Genomic DNA, 20,355 nt, shown 5'->3' with positions numbered 1-20,355 from the left:
GGCAGCAGAAATTTACCGAATTTAAACGGGAAAAATAAGGGAGAAGTACAGATGCAGTTTAACAGGCATTTTATCAATCGAATAGAGAAAAAAGATGTGCTGCGGCTGCTTCTGGCGCTTGTGGCAGTCTTTGTGATCGGTGTTCTGGGCGAGTTTGTCTGCAATTTCCCGGCGCTCCGGGCAAATGGATGGACGCGGCAGGCGACGCGGACGATCGCTCTGGACGAGGTGCAGGTGAGCGGATTTGAGCGGGTAGAGACAGAAAAGAACGGTTTGGGTGAAATCACCGGAGAGCCGGGGCAAACCATTGGAGAGAATAGGCGGCAGGTGGAAAATACAGAGGTGCTGCAGCTTTCGGATGCAAGCGGTTATCTTCACATTCCACTGGACGGTAGCTATGTCAGCCAGTTTCTCTACCACTATGATTACGATGGTCTGTTAAATGCCACCGTCCGCCTCGGTTACCGCAACATCTACGGCGAGCAGCGGGAGCACGACGCAAAGATGGTCATGGACCGCAACTGCCGGGTGCTGAAATTTTCTTCGGTTCCGGTGAATGGGAAGCTGGACTACGTGGATCTTCTGATTACGCGGGAGGATCTAGACGAAGAAGGGCTTTCCTACATGAATTTTGGCGGGATGCCGCTTGCACTGACCGGGTTTGCGACGGTGGCGCGGGCAGGTATCAACTGGTACCGGCTGGGACTTTTCTGGTGTGCGGCGGCGGTTTTGATCGCACTTCTCTGCTTCCGGGATTTCGTGGCAAAGCGCATCGAGGTTGGATTTCTGCTGATCTCCCTGACGTTTGGAACAGTATTTTCACTGTCGCTCCCAGCAAATAAGGTGAGCTGGGATGAGGAAGTGCATTTCGCGCAGGCATTCTGGATGGCAAATTACCGGACGCCGGTGCAGGCGGAACCGGCGCTTTTACAGGAGTTTACGACGGGCGTAGATACCTGGCCGTACAATCAGCCGGAGAGTCGGGACGAGCAGGCGGCGCTCACTTCGTATCTGAATCAGAATGCGGGTTACCGGCACGGTGAACATCTCTGGAGTACGGATCTCAACAAAACGACGATGACCGGATATGTGGGTTCGGCGCTGGCGCTGAAAGCGGGCGGGCTGCTTCATATCCCATTTGGAATCCTGTATAAGCTGGGGCGGCTGGGAAATCTCTATGTCTATGTGGCAGTTTTGTATTTTGCCATCAAAAAAACACCGGTCGGCAAGGCAATCCTGGCATTTCTGGCGCTGATGCCTGAGCCGATGATGCTGGCGGGGGCATATTCCTATGATCCGACCGTCACAGCGTTTTTGTGGCTGTCTTTTGCGGGCATTCTGGAAGCGGCGCTTGGCGGGCGGAAAATGGACTGGAAAGCGTATGCGCTCATCGTGCTTACCTTTGTCTGGGGCTGCCGCGTCAAGGCGGTATATGCGCCGCTCATTCTGCTGGGACTGATGATTCCGGCAGAAAAGTTCCGTTCTAAACGGGAAATGTACCTGATGAAGGGCGGATTTATCGTGATCTGCGGTCTGATGATGCTATCCTTCATCCTGCCGGTTCTGATCGCGCCGCGCGATATCGGGGATACGAGAGGCGACAGCACCAGCGAGAAAGGGCAGATGGCATACATTCTGGGACAGCCGCTTGCCTATGCATGGGTGCTGATGTGCAACCTGTTCCGGACGCTTCCGTCCTATGTGCTGGGCGAAAATTCCCTGGGGCTTCTGGGACACACGGGAACGATGTCATTTCCGTGGGCGCTGTATGCTGGTTCGGCGGCCGTTATCCTCACAGCCGGGCAGTCATCCTGTGGAAAACGTCTGTCAAAAAAACAGAAGCTGTGGATATTTATACTCTGCGTGGGAACGGCGGTGCTGGTCTGGACTTCGATGTACATCGCATTTACCAGACCGGGTAATACCTATATCGACGGCGTACAGGGGCGCTATTACCTGCCATTTCTGCCGCTTGTCTGGCTCGTTTTAAACCCGGAGCGGGTGATGGTGCGGATGGAGAATAAAAACTATCATGCGCTGGTGTTAGGGGCGGCGGCGCTGATTCTGGCGGCAACGGTTTATCTGGATATCTGGATGAAGTTCTGCCGGTAAGCATAAGCAAGCTAGAAGAAGGCAAAGGTTACTGTATACGGGTAGGCACTTTTGGAACCGAAAGTGCCGTAAGAAAACGTGGTGGTAGCAGGAATTTGCCGTATTTAAATGCGAAGCCACGGCAAATTCCGTTACTGGGCACGTATGCGTGAACAGTAACAGGCAAAGATGTTTGAAACGTTAAAAGCGATCATAAGTCTGGCAAAAATAAATTCAAGCAGGTACCGCTCTTGAAAAACGAGAAGGCAGAAGTGGGGCATGAAAGAGCGAGAGAGAAAGGGAAACGAGATGCAGCAGAAAATTATTCATACATTTGCGGTCTGTGCATACAAGGATTCGCCGTATCTGGAAGAATGTCTGCGTTCGGTGACGAGCCAGACGGTCAAATCGGAGGTGATCTGCTGTACCTCGACGCCGAGCAGCTATATCCGGGAGCTGACAGCGCGGTATCAGGTGCCGCTCTATGTGCGGGACGGGGCGAGCAATATCCGTGAGGACTGGATGTTTGCCTATGGAAAAGCGCAGGGGCGTTTCGTCACGATCGCGCATCAGGACGACCGATACCGCAGCGATTATGCCGAAAAGCTTTTAAAAGCATGGAAGAAATATCCGGATCTGCTGCTGTTTGCGAGCGATTATCTCACGATCCGCATGACGGAGAAAGAGGGGGAAATGAAAGCCATTCCGGAGTCATTTAACATGGTCTGGCTGGTAAAAAAGATACTGCGCCTGCCGCTGCGTTTCCATTTTCTGGCGGACCGCACCTGGATCAAGCGGAGCAGTGTCTGGTTTGGCAATTCGATCTGCTGTCCGTCCTGCACGTACAATAAAGAACAGATTGGGGACGATATGTTCCATTCGGAGTATGATTTTGCGCTGGACTGGGACAACCTTTACGAGCTGGCGGGCAAAAAAGGGCGTTTTATCTGTTCGGAAAAACCGCTGATTGCCTACCGCGTCCATGCGGCGGCGACGACGAAAGCCTGCATCGAGGACAACCGGCGCCCGGCGGATGAGATGGCGATGTTCCGGAAAATGTGGCCGGACTGGATGGTAAAGATTCTGATGCATTTTTACAGAAAAGCCTATAAGGAGTACGAAAAATGAGAAAAGCCGATGTGATTATACCTACGTTCAAACCGGGGGATAAGCTGGAAAAACTTCTGCGGCGGCTGTTGGAACAGAGTGTGCCGGTGGAACGTGTGATCATCATGAATACGGAAGAAAAGTACTGGGATGCTGAGCGGTTTGAGTCCTTATTTGAGGGGGAAGATACGAAGCTGACCGTGTGCCATATCCGCCAGTCGGAATTTGACCATGGAAGGACGCGCCATGAGGGAATTTTGAAATCAGATGCGGATGTCTGCATCTGCATGACGCACGACTGCGTGCCGTATGACCGGAATCTGGTAAAAGAGCTTCTGGAGGCGCTGGATGCTTCGGAATGTGTGGCGGCAGCATATGCGAGACAGCTTCCGGCGGCGGACTGCGGTGTGATTGAACGGTATACGAGGGACTTTAATTATCCGGCGGTGAGCCGTCTGAAAGGGAAAGAGGACGAGGACGAGCTGGGAATCAAGACGTATTTCTGTTCCAATGTCTGCGCGGCATACCGGCGGGATATTTACCTGAAGCTTGGCGGATTTACGAAGAAAACCATTTTCAACGAGGATATGATTTTTGCCGGACACGCGGTGGAAGCCGGGTATCAGATTGCCTACGCGGCGGACGCGCAGGTCATCCATTCCCACAATTATACGGCGATGCAGCAGCTGCACCGGAATTTCGACCTTGGCGTATCGCAGGCGGATCACCCCGAGGTGTTTGGGCGCCTTCATTCGGAGGGCGAGGGAATCCGTCTGGTGAAGAAAACAGCGAAATGGCTGGTGGAAAATGGTCATGTGCTTCTTCTGCCGCAGCTTGTGATGGCGAGCGGAAGTAAATATGCCGGGTACTGGCTGGGAAAGCATTATAAAAAGCTGCCGGAGGGCCTGATTCGAAGCCTGACGATGAATCCGGCATACTGGGAAGGAGAAGCGGGCGATGGAAGATAAGGCGTTATTGTCCACAGAAGAAGCGTCTGGGGCGGAAAAAGCCGAACTTTTAATAGTCATACCGGCGTACAACGAAGCCGAAAATATAGAGCGGGTTGTGAACCATCTGACTGCTAATTTTCCGCAGTATGATTATGTGGTCGTCAATGACGGATCGCGCGATGAGACGGCGGCGATCTGCCAGAGAAATGGATATAATCTGTTGAACCTTCCGGTCAATCTGGGACTGGCGGGGGCATTTCAGGCGGGACTTAAATATGCCGACAAGTACGGATATCAATATGCGGTCCAGCTCGATGGAGACGGACAGCACCGTCCGGAGTATCTGGAATCCATGATCAAGAAAATGGAAGAAGGTTACGATATCGTCATCGGTTCCCGGTTTGTCGGGGAGAAAAAGCCATTTACGATGCGGATGCTTGGAAGTAATCTGATCGAGATGGCGATCCGCTTCACAACTGGTGTCAATATCAAGGATCCGACCTCGGGAATGCGGATGTTCAGCAAGCGCATGATCCGCGAATTTGCATCGGGGCTTAACTACGGTCCGGAGCCGGACACCGTTTCCTACCTGATCCGCCAGGGCGCGCGGGTGGCGGAGGTGCCGGTCATCATGGATGAACGGATTCTGGGAGTCAGTTACCTGACACCGGTCAATGCGATGCGGTATATGCTTAAAATGCTGATTTCGATTCTGTTAATCCAGAATTTCAGAAAGAGGAGGTAGCGCCATGACGCCAACACTCAGAGTTGTCCTGATCGTCGTGTCGATCCTGACAACCTTTATGATTATGCGGAAGATCCGGCAGTCAAAACTCCAGATCGAGGATTCGATTTTCTGGCTGGGATTCTCGTCCATTCTCATTGTGTTCAGTATCTTTCCGGGGCTGCCGGATCTTTTGGCGGAGCTGGCGGGAACGTACACGACTGCCAATTTTATCTATCTGGCGGTTATTTTCCTCCTGATTGTGAAAATGTTCCATATGTCGATCAAACAGTCGCAGCTGGAGACGAAGATCAAGGATCTGGCGCAGAAGATTGCGCTGGATGAAAATGAGCGGGGGAAAGAGGCACAAACATCTGTAAAAAAGGTTGTCAGCCAGAAAAACGAATGATATAGTTAAAGATGGCACAGCCGAAAAGGATGATGCCAGTTACGTATTGAAAAATGAATTGAAATACCTGCATAAGAAGGAGATAGAAAAATGGGAAAGATTAAAGTAACACCATGTGACATCAAGGGACTTTATGTAATTGAACCGACTGTTTTCAAGGACGAGCGCGGTTATTTTATGGAGACATACAATCAGAACGATTTCCATGAGGCGGGACTCGACATGGTATTTGTACAGGACAACCAGTCCATGTCTGTCAAGGGCGTTCTGCGCGGACTTCATTACCAGAAACAGTATCCGCAGGGCAAGCTGGTGCGTGCAGTGCGTGGTACCGTATTTGATGTGGCGGTAGACCTTCGTACTGGTTCTGAGACCTACGGAAAATGGTTTGGCGTGGTTCTTTCCGCGGAGAACAAGAAGCAGTTCTACATTCCGGAAGGATTTGCACACGGCTTCCTGGTACTGTCCGATGAGGCAGAATTTGCATACAAATGTACCGATTTTTATCATCCTGGCGATGAGGGCGGTATGGCATGGAACGATCCGGAGATTGGCGTTGAGTGGCCGATCGAGGAAGGCATGGAGTTGATTATTTCGGAGAAAGACCAGAAATGGGGCGGCTTCCGGGATGCATTCAAATTTTAAGAATGGAGTTAGGATAGAATGCGGGAACTGATTTCCCTGTTTCGGGAACTGATAGGAAAAAGAAAATTGGTCACCGAGCTTGCCAAGGCGGATTTCCGCAAGCGCTTTGTCGGCTCGTACTTTGGAATTGTCTGGATGTTTATCCAGCCGATGGTTACGATCGCGATCTATGCGTTCATCTTCGGTGAACATGGCATGAAAAATGCGCCGCCGGTTCCGGGGGCGACCTATGTCATCTGGCTGACGCCGGGTATCATCCCGTGGTTTTATTTCAGCGAGATTTTAAATACGGGCACAAACTGCCTGCAGGAGTACCATTATCTGGTTAAAAAGGTAGTATTCCAGGTGGAGATGCTTCCGGTTATCAAGCTTATCTCCTGTTTCCTGGTACATGCCTGCTTCCTGATCATTATGGCGGGGCTGTACCTGATTGACGGGCGTATGCCGTCTGCAACCTGGATTCAGGTGTTATACTATTCCTTTGCGGCGTCGATGCTTGGACTGGCGCTTACCTATTTTACCAGCGCCGTGCAGGTGTTCTTTAAAGATATGGCGCAGATCGTCGGCATCTGCCTCCAGTTCGGCATGTGGCTGACCCCGATCATGTACGACGAGGCAATCTTCACCAGCCGCGCATCCTGGCTGGAGTGGGTATTCAAGCTTAATCCATTCTACTACATCGCCGCAGGCTACCGCGACAGCATGCTTACGGGAAGCTGGTTCTTCGAGCGGCCGACGATGACGATTTATTTCTGGGTGGTAACATTTATTTTGATGATAATAGGACTGAAGGTATTCAAAAAACTTCGTCCCCATTTTTCAGACGTACTGTAGATGGGAAGGGAGCTGCTGTAGATGGTGTTGACAGCTATTGGATTATCGAGATGCGAACAACGATAATCTGAGAAGCTGCCAGTGCCGCCTCCGGCAGCTCCCTTCTGCGACAACTTATCAATAGGAGTTTACATAAAATGGTTTTCAGTTCAATCATCTTCCTATGGGTTCTTCTCCCCTGCATCCTGCTCCTCTACTACGTGAGCCCCAAACCGTTCAAAAACGGCATCCTGACCGTATTCAGCCTCTTTTTCTATGCCTGGGGCGAACCGCGGTATGTGGTGCTCATGATTTTTTCGGTTCTGCTCAACTACGGTTTCGGGCGTCTGGTGGAGAAATTCGGGAAAAAGAGATGGCTTTTGGCGCTCTGCGTGACGCTCAATCTTCTGCTCCTCGGCTATTTTAAATATTACAATTTCCTCGCCGAGGTGCTGAATCCGCTGCTTCGCGGGTTTGATATAGCGCTTCCGGCGATTCAGGTGACGCTGCCGATCGGAATTTCCTTCTATACCTTCCAGGCGCTTTCCTACGTGGTGGATGTGTACCGGGGCGAAAATCAGGCGCAGAAAAATCCGCTCAACATGATGCTTTATATTTCCTTCTTCCCGCAGCTCATAGCGGGACCCATCGTGAAATACCATGACATCGAGGAGCAGATCGAAAACCGGACCGTCACGCTGGAGGGCTTTTCTTACGGCGTGAAACGCTTTATTTTCGGTCTGGGAAAGAAGGTCATCCTGCAAATACCTTTGCCGAGGTGGTGGACGCGGTCTACGCGTATCAGGCGGCGGATGTGAGCCAGGCGATGCTCTGGCTGACGGCGCTTCTCTATATGCTGCAGATTTATTTCGATTTTTCCGGCTATTCGGACATGGCGATTGGGCTTGGAAAAATGTTTGGCTTTACATTTATTGAAAACTTCCGGCTGCCGTACACAGCGACTTCGATCCAGGATTTCTGGCGGAAATGGCATATTTCCCTCTCCAGCTGGTTTAAAGAGTACGTGTACATTCCGCTCGGCGGAAACAGGAGGGGCACGGCGCGGACGTATGTCAACCTTTGGACGGTCTTTCTGCTGACCGGCATCTGGCACGGAGCGGGCTGGACGTTCATTTTCTGGGGCATTTACCATGGCTTTTTCAACGTGCTGGAGCGCTGTTTTCTGGGAAAATGGCTGAAGCAGGAGAAATTCCGGCCGTTGGCGCATATCTATGCGGTGTTTGTCGTGCTGATCGGCTGGATTTTCTTCCGCGCGGACACGATCGGGCAGGCATTTTCCTTTATCCGGTATATGTTTGTGCCGCACAGCGCAGTCGTTTTGATGGAACGCTACATGAACCGGAAACTCTGGATGTTTCTGGCGGCGGCGCTGCTGGCATGTGGTCCGGTGCAGTGGTTTTGGATGAAATGGAAAGGGCGCGTGCTGGCGCAGGATGGCTCGGTGACGGTCGCAAGCTGGATCGGCTACATGGCGATCCTGTGGTTTTCCATTTTGCTGCTTGTCAACAATACATACAATCCATTTATTTATTTCCGTTTTTAAAAGCAGTGTAGAAAGCATGCTTGCCTGTGCAATGAGAACATAAAAATGAAAGCATGGGCGGCAGGGCGTGAAAGTACAGAAAGATGGATTCATGCAGGGAGAAGAAAACGAGAGATATGAATCGAGAGACAGGGACAAAAATACTTCTGATTGGTTCCTTTGCGGCGAGCCTGGTGTTGCCGACGCTTGTCTATCCGGCGGTTAGGAGCCATCTGGACCAGCAGAATTATGAAAACAGGGAATTGGCATCCTTTCCGGAACTGTCGGCTGCCAATTTTGACAATATTCCGACGGAATTTGAAGCGTATTACAACGACCATGTTCCGTTTAAAAATCTGTTTGTCAAGGCGAAGACAAAGCTGGATCTGGAGCTTTTAAATGAAAGCTCGATTTCGGATGTGACGGTCGGAAAAGAAAACTGGCTGTTTTACACCGTTTCGGAGGACGGCGAGGATGCGCTGGCGGATTATCAGCGGACAAATCTCTATACGGCGGATGAGAAAACAGCGCTGGCGGACGCGATTACCTCGGTAAACGAGAAAATGAAAGAGCGCGGCATCCGGTTTGTGATGTTTGAGGCACCCAACAAGGAAAGTGTCTATGCGGAATATATGCCGGATTCGGTCCGGGTATACGGAAGTGAGTCGCGTCTGGATGCGGCGCTCCCGGAGCTTGCGGCGCAGGGACTTCCGGTGTATGACATGAAGCCGGAGCTTCTGAAAGAGGCGGACACGTATCAGCTTTATTACAAATATGATACGCACTGGAACCAGATCGGCTCTTTTATCGGAAGCCAGCAGATTGCACAGACTTTGCTTGGAACCTCTACACCGCTCAGTGCAGTCTCGATTGAGGCGGCAGGACCGGCGTCCGGAGACCTGGCGCGGATGCTTAACATGGCAGCAGAGTACAGCGACGATACCGAATATGTGATTCAGAATTATCTGCCGGAGGTGACGGCTACGACGGTGGATATGAACGAGGACAACAGCTTTGCAGTATTTGAGTCGGATTCGCCGAATGATAAAACACTTCTGGTGGTAGGCGATTCCTTTAGCCAGAACCTTAAATATTTTATGCCGAAGCTATACCGGAAAACGGTGTTTGCGACCTTTGACACATACACGGAGGCGTTTCTGGATGAATACCAGCCGGATGATTTTGTCTATCTGACGGTCGAGCGCAACCAGGAGCTGTTTGAGGATGTGGAGACGGTTGTCTGGCGGGATGAGGTGCCGGAGAAGGACGGGTAAGGTGCCGGATGTCCGGGCGGAAGGGGGATGCAAAGTTTTTTTAAAACTAAATAAAAAGAATCACTCGTAAAGTGCTAGTTCGGGTGATTCTTTTTTTATGCCTCTTGATTCCATATTTTGTTGCGCGAGGGTTATTATAAAAAAATGGAAGAGGATGTAAAGAGGGAAATTTTGAAAAGCGAAGGTAGAAGGCTTGAAAATCAGGGGTGGATAGATTAAAATAAATGGATAATATATTATACAAAACAAATAAAAAATAGCATTAATGGATAATATATTATCCATGATTTAAATGGAAAAAATTAAAATAGAATTTCCCTAAAGTTTGTGTTTATGGGATAATAAAGGAGAAAGGATAGGGCGGATGGAGACAGGAAAGAAACTTCAGGTTATGTATGAAGACAGACTGGTAGGAACTCTTGCATTAACAGCGAATCACAAGGTGGCATTTGAGTATGATGATGCATGGCTGGAAGAGGGATTTTCGATCAGTCCGTTTTCACTGCCTTTGAAAAAGCAGGTGTTTATTCCAAATAAGGATTATTTTGAAGGTTTGTTTGGGGTGTTTGCGGATAGCCTGCCAGATGCGTGGGGGCGCCTGCTTTTGCGGCGTCTTTTGCTGGCGCATAAGCAGCAGCCAGACGATTGGACAGTGTTAGACCGGCTGGCGGTTGTGGGAAGATCTGGGATGGGGGCGTTGACCTATCGTCCGCAGCGGGAACTTTCGGTTGAGGAGAAAAATGATAATCTGGACGAACTTGCGGAGGCCTGCCAGAAAATATTAAATACCGAATACTCGGACAAATTGGATGAACTGTACCGGCTGGGCGGTACAAGCGGAGGTGCGCGCCCAAAAATCATGACGCAGATTCAGGGAGAGGACTGGCTGATTAAATTTCCGGCACATATAGATGGAAAAGATGCAGGGAAGATGGAGTATGACTATGCGTGCTGTGCAAAACAGTGCGGAATTGTCATGAGTGAATCGAGATTGTTTCCCTCAAGGCGATGCAAAGGATATTTTGGAACCAGACGATTTGATCGGGAAATAGAAAATGGGATGGTAAAGCGGGTTCATATGCTGACGGCAGCGGCGTTATTAGAACTGGATTTTGAACAGCCAAGTCTGGATTACCATCAATTGATGAAATTAACGAAAATATTGACGAATGGGAAGGCAGAAGATATAGAAAACATGTTCCGCCGTATGTGTTTTAATGTGTTTGCCCACAACCGGGATGATCATTCAAAGAATTTTACTTATATATATCGGGAGGAGGAAGAGCAATGGCGCCTGGGACCAGCGTATGATCTGACGTACAGCAACACATATTATGGGGAACATACGACCAGCGTAGATGGCAATGGACGAAATCCGGGTGAGAAGGAGCTGCTTGCAGTTGGGCTTGCAGCCGGAATGAAAAAAACGAGATGCATGGAAATGATAAAACAGATTCGTACATGTGTGCAGGACATGTTAGGTCATTATCTTTAGAGAGGCAGGAGAGCAATATGGAAGCACTTATCTGGGAAACTGCAGATGAACTGGATCAGAAACTGGCATCACGGCTGCGTAACATCCGGAAACGCCGCGCTATTTCACAGCAGAGACTGGCGGACATGAGTGGGGTGAGTTATGGCTCAATTAAGCGATTTGAGGCGACGGGGCAGATTTCCCTTTTGTCACTCACAAAAATCGCGATGGCACTGGATTTGGCGGAAGAGCTGCGGGGGCTTTTTACGCGGGTTCCGTACAAAAATATTGAGGAGGTAATCCGCGAATCCCGTTAAGCCACCGTTCACGCATTGTGTAGGCAGCACCCATCCGCGTAGCCCTGCCAGAACCGTTCGCAGGCGACCGCGCGAGACGCCCGAATGAGCCAAGGTACATTCTTTTTTAGGCGGGATGCACAAATCCGCAAATCGCCGCCGGACGTTTTTGTTTATATTTCAAGTATGGCTGTTTTTGTAACTTTTGTACATAGTCAGGGTGTCAAAATTGGTACTTATTACATATATTAACTTATGTTTATATAATTGCAAATGACTTATAAGTTTATACCACTTCCGGGGATGGTACTTTTTGTTTGACAGTGTTATATTATTGCCATCGAAAGAAACAAGAGATTTTCACAGACGGATATCGTAATAGTATCATAAGAATATTGCAATGGATTTCCGCCTATCATATGAAAAAATATAATTTTATTTGATGGAGGTAATTATCATGATGAAAGCAACAAGAACATTCAATAACGGTTTATATCAGGAGAATTTATATCAGGCATATTACAACACACCAGCAGAAAAGCATGTAGTTTCCGAGTCCTTAGAGCAGGAAGCAATGCCGGTACTGGTACATCGTTTAGCTGCACAGTTAGGTTATACCGAGTCTGAGGCAGAAGTAGAAAAAGAGTTTCTGTGCGAAATGTAATGGATAATCTGCTCGCAAGCTTATAACCATCCGGCAGAATTGGATGAGTTACCACCAACCTAAAGCATTTACGACAGAACAAGGCTTCTGAAGCCAGAAAAAGAAAACCGTCTGAGAAAGAATGAAAGATTCTTTTACAGACGGTTTTCTTTTTTTTACCGAATCGCGTTTTTCATTGATTTCACGTATTCTGCCACATACGGCACACGGGATATCGCTTTCTTCTTTTATCAGATTTACCATCGCGCCGATATCGGTCGTGATCTCACTCCGGACGCCGGTGCCACCTTGATTCATGGAGTGATTTCATGCGCTTTGCGAGATACCTGCATATCTCCGGCAACTAACATAAGCCCTACGTCGCAGAGTACTAGGCTGAAAATATATCCAGTTTTTGGCTGCGCCATCAGCGGTCCATTGGGCAGCCTGCATCTCGACCCGGTTCTCAGCCTCCCGGACTCTCTGTGCGCGCATATGCTGCTTTGATCTCCGCTTCAACGGTTTTGGTGTGTTCGATTTTTCATCAATATACTACGATGATGTAAAGTGTCAAATATTTTTTGAGAAAAAATTAAATTTTTTTAAAATTATGTGATTCTTTGGAAGTATGTCCCAGCCTTGCCAGCAGCAAAATAGCGAAGAAAGTGATCATTTCCGACGCCAGGAAAGACAGCCAGACGCCGTTCAGCCCAAACAGGCGCGCCAGTGTGACAGCGCAGGGGATGATAGCGACGGCCCCGCGCAGCAGAGAACCGGCGATGGCTGGTTTTGGCTGCGCGACGGCGGAAAAATAGGCAACCAGCAGGATGTTGATGCCAGCAAAGAGAAAGCCCAGGAAATACAGCCGGAGCCCGCTGTGGGCGTAATGCAGAAGTTCGGCGTTCTGCTCCTGGTTGAAGATCTGGATCAGTGGATCGGTCATGCTCCAGGTCAGCACCAGAATGATCGCTTCCACGATCAGGCAGGCGATGACGCCCCAGGTCAGGAACTGGCGGCTCTGCGTGTGATCGCCTTTTCCGTAGCTTTCGCTGATGAGCGGCTGCGTGCCCTGCGCGAGTCCGTTGAACAGGCACATGGCAACGACGGAGAGATTGGCAGTGACGCCGTAAGCGGCGACACCGACATTTCCGGCGAGTCCAGAAGCAGGAAATTAAAGACGATCGCGATCACGGCGGAGGATATTTCGCCGACAAAGGCGGATACGCCGAGCTGGCAGCAGGCGATCAGGTGGCGCAGGGATGGAGCGCGAAAACGGAATCCGACCTGATTGTGTTTTCCCAGGTAGTGCGTGCCGCAGATGCTCATCGTCACAAGCGGGCAGAATGCCGTCGCTAACGCCGCGCCGGTCAGTCCCAGACCTGCCGGAAACATGAAGATGTAGTCAAACACGATGTTGAACATACTTCCGGCGATGGAGCCGAGCATCGCGATCGCCGGAGCGCTGTCATTGCGCGCAAACGCCGTGAATGCGTAGTTGGACATAAAAAAAGGCGAGGCAGCCAGAATAATGCGGAGATACTGCTTTCCGAGCGCGGTCAGCCCCGCGTCTGCGCCGAGAAGCTGCAAGATTTTATCCGGGATGAAAATGCCTGCCAGCACCAGCGGAATGCTGATGAGAATATCCCAGGTTACGGCGGAGAGAAAATAGAAGCTGGCGTTTTTGCCCTGCGCACGATCGATCGCATAACGGGTCGCCGATCCGATCCCGATCATTGCTCCAATCGCATAGATCAGTCCGTAAACCGGTAAAATCAGATTTAAGACCGCCAGACCATCTGCACCGGAGTAGACCGAGATAAAATAGGTGTCTGCGAGGATGTAGACGGAAATTCCCAGCATGCCCGCCATGCTTTGGAAAATGTATTTAAAAAATTTCTGTAACATAAAAAATCTCCCTTGTATGTATTCTCATAAACGGTAACGACCATTGTACCGAAGAATGGAAATAAATACAAGGGAGAATGTGTTTTTTTACAGCTTCTTGGCCCGCTCTTTAATATTCTGATGGAAGTTGATGATGTCATGCTCATACTCCTCATCCATCAGCGGCGAGGTAATCATAAAATCGGCAGTCGCTTTATTGTTGGCGATCGGGATATCGTAAACCTGGGCGATTCGAAGAAGCGCCTTGACATCCGGATCGTGCGGCTGGGCGGTCAGGGGATCGGAGAAGAAGATGATAAAATCAACCTGTCCCTCGACGACTTTTGCACCGATCTGCTGGTCGCCGCCCAGAGGACCGCTGTTATAGCCCTTGACCGGAAGCCCGGTATATTCCGTAATCATGCGGGCGGTTGTGCCGGTTCCGCATAAGAAATGTTTTTTGAGGATCTCTTTGTTCGCCTCACACCAGTCGATGAGTTCACGTTTTTTATTGTCGTGTGCGATGAGTGCAATATTTTTTTGTTTTCGAATTGTCATTGTTAAAAAATCCATAGAATCATCCTCCTTTGCCATGATTTTTGCATAGCATCTGGATATTGTCAAGAAAATACAAAACATTTCACAAAAAAATACGAATGTTTTTCGTGAGTACATAGAAAGAGGTGTGTTTTTCTGCGTACAGGAATTGCAAGAAACATAGAAAACATGCTATACTACGAGAATAGTGGAACAGGAGGAACGAAAAAGATATATGTCTGCTGAAAATACAACAAACACAGGGGCACAAGAGGCGGAGAACGCAGAGAAGTACGCGGTCGAAGTGAAAAATGTGACCAAGATATACAGGCTGTATGATAAACGATCGATCGGCTGAAAGAATCGCTGAGCGTCAGCCATAAAGAATACCACAAGGATTTCTACGCGTTGAGCGATCTTTCCTTACGGTTGAAAAAGGTCAGACGGTCGGCATCATCGGTACGAATGGTTCGGGTAAATCGACGATCCTTAAGATCATTACCGGCGTTCTCACGCCGACGACCGGCGAGGTGACGGTGCGCGGCAAAATTTCGGCGCTGCTGGAGCTGGGAGCCGGATTTAACCAGGACTACACCGGTATCGAAAATATCTATATGAACGGTACGATGATGGGATATACCAAAAAAGAGATGGATGCAAAGCTGCCGGAGATTCTCGATTTTGCCGAGATTGGCGATTTCGTCTATCAGCCGGTCAAGACGTACTCGAGCGGTATGTTCGTGCGTCTGGCATTTGCGCTTGCGATCAACGTCGAGCCGGAGATCCTGATCGTTGATGAGGCGCTCTCGGTCGGGGATGTCTTTTTCCAGTCCAAGTGCTACCGCCGCATGGAGGAGATCCGCAAAAACGGCACGACGATCATCATGGTAACCCACGATATGGGAAGTATCATCAAATACTGCGATAAGGTAGTGTTGCTCAATAAGGGAGAATTTATCGCACAGGGTTCGGCGGGCAAGATGGTCGATCTCTACAAAAAGATTCTGGCAGGACAGATGGACGCGCTGCGCGCCGAGCTGGAAGTGATGAACGATTTTTCCGGGGACAAGGTAGTAAAAGCGGAGAAAGCAGGAGCCGGAAGTGCGGAGAATGGTGCATCTGGAAATGAGGCTGGAAATAACGATGCCGGAAATGTAAACGGCTCCGGGGCAGTGGATGGCACCGCAGAAAATGGAGTTGGTTCAGCATCGGACGGCACCGGAAATCCGGCTGGTTTGAACGGAGAAACGGCGAAAAAGCCGGGCTTGATGCGCGACAAGCTGACGATCAACGCAAACCGCGAGGAGTACGGCGACGGCAGGGCGCAGATCTTCGATTTGGGACTGGTGGACGCGCGCGGCAATATTACTAACCTGCTCTTAAAAGGCGAAGAGTTTACCATCCGCGAGCGCATCCGTTTCAATGCACCGATTCAGGCACCGATCTTTACTTATACGATCAAGGATAAGAAAGGAACCGACCTGACCGGCACGAACACCCTGTTTGAGGGAACGGATGTCCATCCGGTCAAGGAGGGCGATATTTACGATGTCGCGTTTTCGCAGAAGATGACTCTGCAGGGCGGCGAATACCTGCTGTCCATGAGCTGTACCGGATTTGAAGGCGGCGAGCACGTGGTTTACCACCGTCTCTACGATGTGGCAAATATTACCGTTATTTCTAATAAGAACACGGTCGGTGTCTACGACATGGAGCCGGATGTAGCGGTCAGGTTATCGCCGGCCGGAGAGGCAGCGAAGCAGGCGGAGTCGCTTAGTGCGGATGAGGCGGCACAGGAAGATCTGCAGGCATGATAAAAGGAGAAATAAGATGAAAAAAATCAATCAGGAGCTGATTGCTCTGTTTGATAAATACGGCAGTGACCGGCGCCAGGCGCTGCGGGAAAATAAGAAGCTTTCCTATCTGTACGCACTGGCAGATTTGCGGGAAAACCTGTTGGACTGGTGCCAATTTGACCCGGAACAGCAGGCGCTGCAGATCGGGGCGGACGCGGGCGCGCTGACAGGGCTGCTTGCCAGACGTTTATCATCGGTAACGGTGCTGGATGTTTCCGAAGAAAATCTGGAGGTAGTACGCCGTCGTTTCAAGACAGAGCCGGAGCTGGCGGCGAAGATCCGCTATGTCTGTGCGGATGTGGAGACATATGCGAGGGAAGCGGAAAAGCGCGGCGGGACATATGGATATGTAGTGCTGATCGGGAATTTGACGGCGGCAGATAGGGCTGGACGCGCGGCGCAGATGACAGCCGCAAAACAGCTTCTTTCTGCTCATGGAACCTTGATTGCGGCGGCTTCCAACTGGTTTGGCGTGAAATACATGGCAGGCGCAGAGCGGGAGACGGGCGCACTTTCCTGGAACGAAATGAAGCAGCTGCTTCCGGGCGGGGAATTTTACTATCCGATGCCGGATTACCGGACGGCGGGAGAGATTTTTTCAGATGCCTATCTGCCGAAAAAAGGCGATCTGACTGGTGTGTTACCGGTCTATGACTGTCCGCAGTATATGCTGATGGATATGGGGGCGGCGCTCGATGCAGCCTGCGAGGACGGACGGTTTCCGGAATTTGCGAATGCATTTCTAGTTTTTTGGCAGAGACAGGCTGCGCCGGAAGCTGAGAATGCTTCACAGGACGTTATCTATGTGAAATACAACCGCACCCGCGAAGACTGCTTCCAGATCCGGACAGAGATCCGTGAAAAGAATGGAACCCGCGAGGTCTGGAAGACGGCGCTCTATCCGGAGGGAAAGGCGCACATCCAGTCCTTCGAAGAAAAATATCAGGTGCTTGACCGTCAGAATCCGTCCCTGAAACTGGCAAAACCGGAGCTTCAGGACGAGGGAATGACAGCGGTATTTCCGTATTTAGAGGGAAAAACGCGGGCGGAACTTCTGGGAGAAATTCTGACTGCCCAGGGCGCGGATGCGGAGGTTTCCGCGATCCGGGCTGCGATGGATGAGATCTACAGCATCCGCCCGGAGGAACGCAAACCATTTGCGGTGACACCGGAATTTATCAAGGTATTTAATGCGCTGGGCGAGCTGGATTCCTATCGGGATAAAGAGACAGAAAATGGCGGCGGATGGGCTTCTTTAGGGGCAGTTCTTGCGGACGAGAGCTACAGCGCCTCCAACATTGACGCCCTTTTTGAAAATATGCTGGTGACGGCGGACGGAACTTATGCGATCGACTATGAGTGGGTCTTCTTATTCCCGGTTCCGGCTGGTTTTGTGAAATACAGGACACTGGTTTATTTCTACCGCCGTTATAAGAGTCTGTTGGGCGGTCAGGCCGAGCGGGAATTTATCGGACAGTTCCCGGAGTATGTGAAGGCGGATGAGAAGCTGCTTTCGCTTTACGAGGCGATGGAACGCGGCTTCCAGGAGTACGTGCACGGGGAAAACCAGCGCACCTACCAGGAAGATTACATGGTAAAGACGAAGACATTAGCCGATCTTTCCCATGTGGACGGAGAACTTGCAAGGGCAAACGAACGTCTGGATGCGCTCCGGGCAGAAAATTCGGAAAAAGATACGGCACTCCGCAAAGTGCAGGAGGTACAGCGCCTGACGAATAACCACGTGGCGAATCTGGACGTTATCATTTCTGATCTGCGCCATGAAAATGCAGAGCTTGGCAAGACGCTGACCTACTTAAATGGTCATGAGGCGGTCATTTTCAAGGTGCGCCGCAAGCTCGGACAGGCATTTAACCGGTGCTATCCAAAGGGCACGGTACGCCGCAAGAAGCTCGGCTACTGGAAACGGACGATTCTCCATCCGGGTAAAATGATGAAGATGTACACCACAGAGGAAGGAAAGAACCTTATCAAAGGTGATTTTGAGATCGGTGAGGAGTATCTGACCTACGGAAAAATCCACCTTCCGAAGGAAGAAAATCCGACGGTTTCCATCGTAATTCCGGTATACAACCAGATTCACTATACCTATCTGTGCCTGCAGTCGATTCTGGAGCATACGAAGGATGTGAGTTATGAGGTTATCATCGCAGATGACGTTTCAACCGATGCCACCGAGCATCTGGCGGAGTTTGCCGATAACCTGGTGATCTGCCGCAATCAGACCAATCAGGGATCTTGCGCAACTGCAACCAGGCGGCGAAGGCGGCGCGCGGCAAATATGTGATGTTTTTAAACAACGATACCCAGGTAACAGAAGGCTGGCTCAGCTCCCTGGTAAATCTCATTGAATCTGACTCCACCATCGGTATGGTAGGATCTAAGCTGGTATATCCGGATGGACGTTTACAGGAGGCAGGCGGCATCATCTGGAGCGATGGTTCCGGCTGGAATTACGGCCGCCTCGACGATCCGGACAAGGCAGAATATAACTACGTCAAGGATGTAGACTATATTTCCGGCGCAGCGATCCTTTTATCCACCGCACTCTGGAAGCAGATCGGCGGTTTCGACGAGCGGTTTGCCCCGGCGTACTGCGAAGATTCGGATCTGGCATTTGAGGTGCGGAAAGCGGGCTACCGCGTCGTTTACCAGCCAAAATCCAAGGTCATCCATTTCGAAGGCATTTCCAACGGAACGGATGTCAACGGAACCGGTCTGAAACGGTATCAGGTGGAAAACAGCGAGAAACTCAAAGAAAAATGGAAAGAAGAGTTCAAGAATCAGTGCGTCAACAACGGCAATCCGAATCCATTCCGCGCACGCGAGCGCAGCATGGGCAAAAAGATCATTGTCGTGATCGATCACTATGTGCCGACCTTTGACAAAGACGCCGGTTCCAAGACAACGTTCCAGTACCTGAAAATGTTCCTGAAAAAGGGGTATGTTGTTAAATTTATCGGAGATAATTACCTCCATGAGGAACCGTATACGTCTACGCTGCAGCAGATGGGAATCGAGGTCCTCTACGGACAGGAATACCTGACCGGTATCTGGGACTGGCTGGTGAAAAATGGAAAAGATATCCACGTGGCATATCTGAACCGTCCGCATATCGCGACAAAATATGTGGATTTTATCAAAGAACACACGGATATCAAGATGATTTATTACGGTCACGACCTTCATTTTATGCGTGAGTTCCGCGAGTATGAGCTGACCGGCGATGTGAAGAAGCGTCAGGAATCCGAATATTGGAAATCGATCGAGTTTTCACTCTTCCACAAAGTGGCGGTGTCCTACTATCCGTCCTACGTTGAGGAAGAGGCGATCCACGCCGTTGATGAGACGATTCCGGTCAAGGCGATCACGGCATATGTCTATGAGGAGTTTTTACAGAATCTGAACAAAGACTTCGCCAAACGGGAAGGACTTCTGTTTGTCGGCGGCTTTGCGCATCCGCCGAACGCAGACGCGGTGCTCTGGTTCGCGAAAGAAGTATTCCCGAAGATCCGGGAACAGATCAAGGTCAACTTCTACATCGTCGGTTCCAAAGTGACCGACGAGATCAAAGCGCTGGAACAGCCTGGAAATGGCATCATCGTCAAAGGCTTTGTAAGTGAAGAAGAACTGGCAGACCTGTACCGGAACTGCCGGATTGTAGTGGTACCGCTCCGCTACGGCGCAGGGGTTAAGGGCAAGGTGGTAGAAGCTATCTATAACGGTGCCCCCATCGTCACCACCTCCGTCGGCAGCGAGGGAATCCCGGATGTAGAAAAAGTTCTCCTCGTCAAGGATCAGCCGGACGAATTTGCCGAGACAGTCGTAGAACTCTACAAAGACGAAAAACGCCTGGAAGACCTGGCAGAGAAAACGCAGGTTTATATCCGCGAGCATTTCAGTATTGATGCGGCTTGGGATGTGATTAAGGAAGATTTTGAATAAAAAATAGTAAAAGATAGAAAATTATATATAATAAAGAAAACGATCAGGGGAATGTGCTTCTGATCGTTTTCTTGCGTAAGGATAATTTAAAGTTATCTAAGGAAGGAAAGAGTCAGCTACGCCGGTATGCTGCAGGCTCTTTC

General features: G+C 50.1%; 16 protein-coding genes and 3 pseudogenes. 15 read left to right on the top strand and 4 right to left on the bottom strand.

Translation table 11 applies throughout. From position 1 onward, the window contains the following. Positions 1-51 precede the first annotated feature (51 nt). From DWX91_RS09720 to DWX91_RS09665, 13 genes are all read left to right on the top strand, one after another. On the top strand, positions 52-2,112 hold the full coding sequence (locus DWX91_RS09720; protein ID WP_118538701.1) for a DUF2142 domain-containing protein: 2,061 nt from the start codon (positions 52-54) through the stop codon (positions 2,110-2,112). A gap of 258 nt (positions 2,113-2,370) precedes the next feature. Then, a complete protein-coding gene (locus DWX91_RS09715) occupies positions 2,371-3,219 on the top strand; it encodes a glycosyltransferase family A protein (protein WP_118538699.1) in 849 nt (282 codons plus the stop codon). Beyond that, complete coding sequence (locus DWX91_RS09710) at positions 3,216-4,166, top strand: glycosyltransferase family 2 protein (RefSeq protein WP_118538697.1); 951 nt, start codon at positions 3,216-3,218, stop codon at positions 4,164-4,166. Before DWX91_RS09715 ends, DWX91_RS09710 begins: the two co-directional genes overlap by 4 nt. Next, complete coding sequence (locus tag DWX91_RS09705) at positions 4,156-4,893, top strand: glycosyltransferase family 2 protein (protein WP_107000710.1); 738 nt, start codon at positions 4,156-4,158, stop codon at positions 4,891-4,893. Before DWX91_RS09710 ends, DWX91_RS09705 begins: the two co-directional genes overlap by 11 nt. 4 nt (positions 4,894-4,897) lie before the next feature. Next, complete coding sequence (locus tag DWX91_RS09700) at positions 4,898-5,281, top strand: DUF2304 domain-containing protein (RefSeq protein ID WP_022360047.1); 384 nt, start codon at positions 4,898-4,900, stop codon at positions 5,279-5,281. A gap of 90 nt (positions 5,282-5,371) precedes the next feature. After that, positions 5,372-5,926, top strand: a complete 555-nt coding sequence (rfbC, locus tag DWX91_RS09695) for a dTDP-4-dehydrorhamnose 3,5-epimerase (protein ID WP_022360048.1) — start codon at positions 5,372-5,374, stop codon at positions 5,924-5,926. 18 nt (positions 5,927-5,944) lie between these two features. After that, positions 5,945-6,760, top strand: a complete 816-nt coding sequence (locus tag DWX91_RS09690) for an ABC transporter permease (protein WP_022360049.1) — start codon at positions 5,945-5,947, stop codon at positions 6,758-6,760. Positions 6,761-6,897: 137 nt separating this feature from the next. Beyond that, entirely contained in the window at positions 6,898-7,557 is a 660-nt protein-coding gene (locus DWX91_RS18110) for an MBOAT family O-acyltransferase (RefSeq protein ID WP_284525767.1), read from the top strand. After that, positions 7,521-8,303 (top strand): MBOAT family O-acyltransferase, encoded by a 783-nt coding sequence (locus tag DWX91_RS09685; RefSeq protein ID WP_284525768.1) that lies wholly within the window; start codon positions 7,521-7,523, stop codon positions 8,301-8,303. Before DWX91_RS18110 ends, DWX91_RS09685 begins: the two co-directional genes overlap by 37 nt. A gap of 116 nt (positions 8,304-8,419) precedes the next feature. Then, positions 8,420-9,556, top strand: coding sequence for an alginate O-acetyltransferase AlgX-related protein (locus DWX91_RS09680; protein WP_182430925.1), 1,137 nt, complete (start codon positions 8,420-8,422; stop codon positions 9,554-9,556). A 364-nt stretch (positions 9,557-9,920) separates the two neighbouring features. Next, the gene (locus tag DWX91_RS09675; protein WP_107000706.1) at positions 9,921-11,051 is read left to right on the top strand and encodes a type II toxin-antitoxin system HipA family toxin; all 1,131 of its coding nucleotides are present in this window, start codon (positions 9,921-9,923) and stop codon (positions 11,049-11,051) included. Between the two features lie 17 nt (positions 11,052-11,068). Then, on the top strand, positions 11,069-11,347 hold the full coding sequence (locus DWX91_RS09670) for a helix-turn-helix domain-containing protein (protein ID WP_107000705.1): 279 nt from the start codon (positions 11,069-11,071) through the stop codon (positions 11,345-11,347). A gap of 436 nt (positions 11,348-11,783) precedes the next feature. After that, the gene (locus DWX91_RS09665; protein WP_107000704.1) at positions 11,784-11,990 is read left to right on the top strand and encodes a hypothetical protein; all 207 of its coding nucleotides are present in this window, start codon (positions 11,784-11,786) and stop codon (positions 11,988-11,990) included. Positions 11,991-12,038: 48 nt separating this feature from the next. Here the strand turns inward: DWX91_RS09665 and DWX91_RS18105 are convergent, their stop codons facing one another. From DWX91_RS18105 to DWX91_RS09645, 4 genes and pseudogenes are all read right to left on the bottom strand, one after another. Further along, on the bottom strand, positions 12,039-12,287 hold the full coding sequence (locus DWX91_RS18105; RefSeq protein WP_353784466.1) for a hypothetical protein: 249 nt from the start codon (positions 12,285-12,287) through the stop codon (positions 12,039-12,041). Positions 12,288-12,561: 274 nt separating this feature from the next. Continuing rightward, positions 12,562-13,071 (bottom strand): annotated as a pseudogene (locus tag DWX91_RS18100) (MATE family efflux transporter); the annotation flags it as partial. Then, positions 12,972-13,829 (bottom strand): MATE family efflux transporter, encoded by an 858-nt coding sequence (locus DWX91_RS18095; RefSeq protein ID WP_412693876.1) that lies wholly within the window; start codon positions 13,827-13,829, stop codon positions 12,972-12,974. The gene DWX91_RS18095 and the pseudogene DWX91_RS18100, both read right to left, overlap by 100 nt. Positions 13,830-13,961: 132 nt before the next feature. Then, complete coding sequence (locus tag DWX91_RS09645) at positions 13,962-14,426, bottom strand: methylglyoxal synthase (RefSeq protein ID WP_117796860.1); 465 nt, start codon at positions 14,424-14,426, stop codon at positions 13,962-13,964. A 199-nt stretch (positions 14,427-14,625) separates the two neighbouring features. Here DWX91_RS09645 and DWX91_RS09640 point away from each other — a divergent pair. Then, positions 14,626-16,204 (top strand): annotated as a pseudogene (locus tag DWX91_RS09640) (ABC transporter ATP-binding protein). Positions 16,205-16,220: 16 nt separating this feature from the next. Further along, a pseudogene (locus tag DWX91_RS09635) lies at positions 16,221-20,212 on the top strand (glycosyltransferase). Positions 20,213-20,355: the final 143 nt, after the last annotated feature.

Source organism: Clostridium sp. AF22-10, from assembly GCF_003478725.1.
In the GTDB taxonomy this organism is placed as follows: Bacteria; Bacillota; Clostridia; order Lachnospirales; family Lachnospiraceae; genus Otoolea; species Otoolea fessa.
Note: the sequence above shows the minus strand (reverse complement) of the source record. Positions and strands in the feature narration are given on the sequence as shown.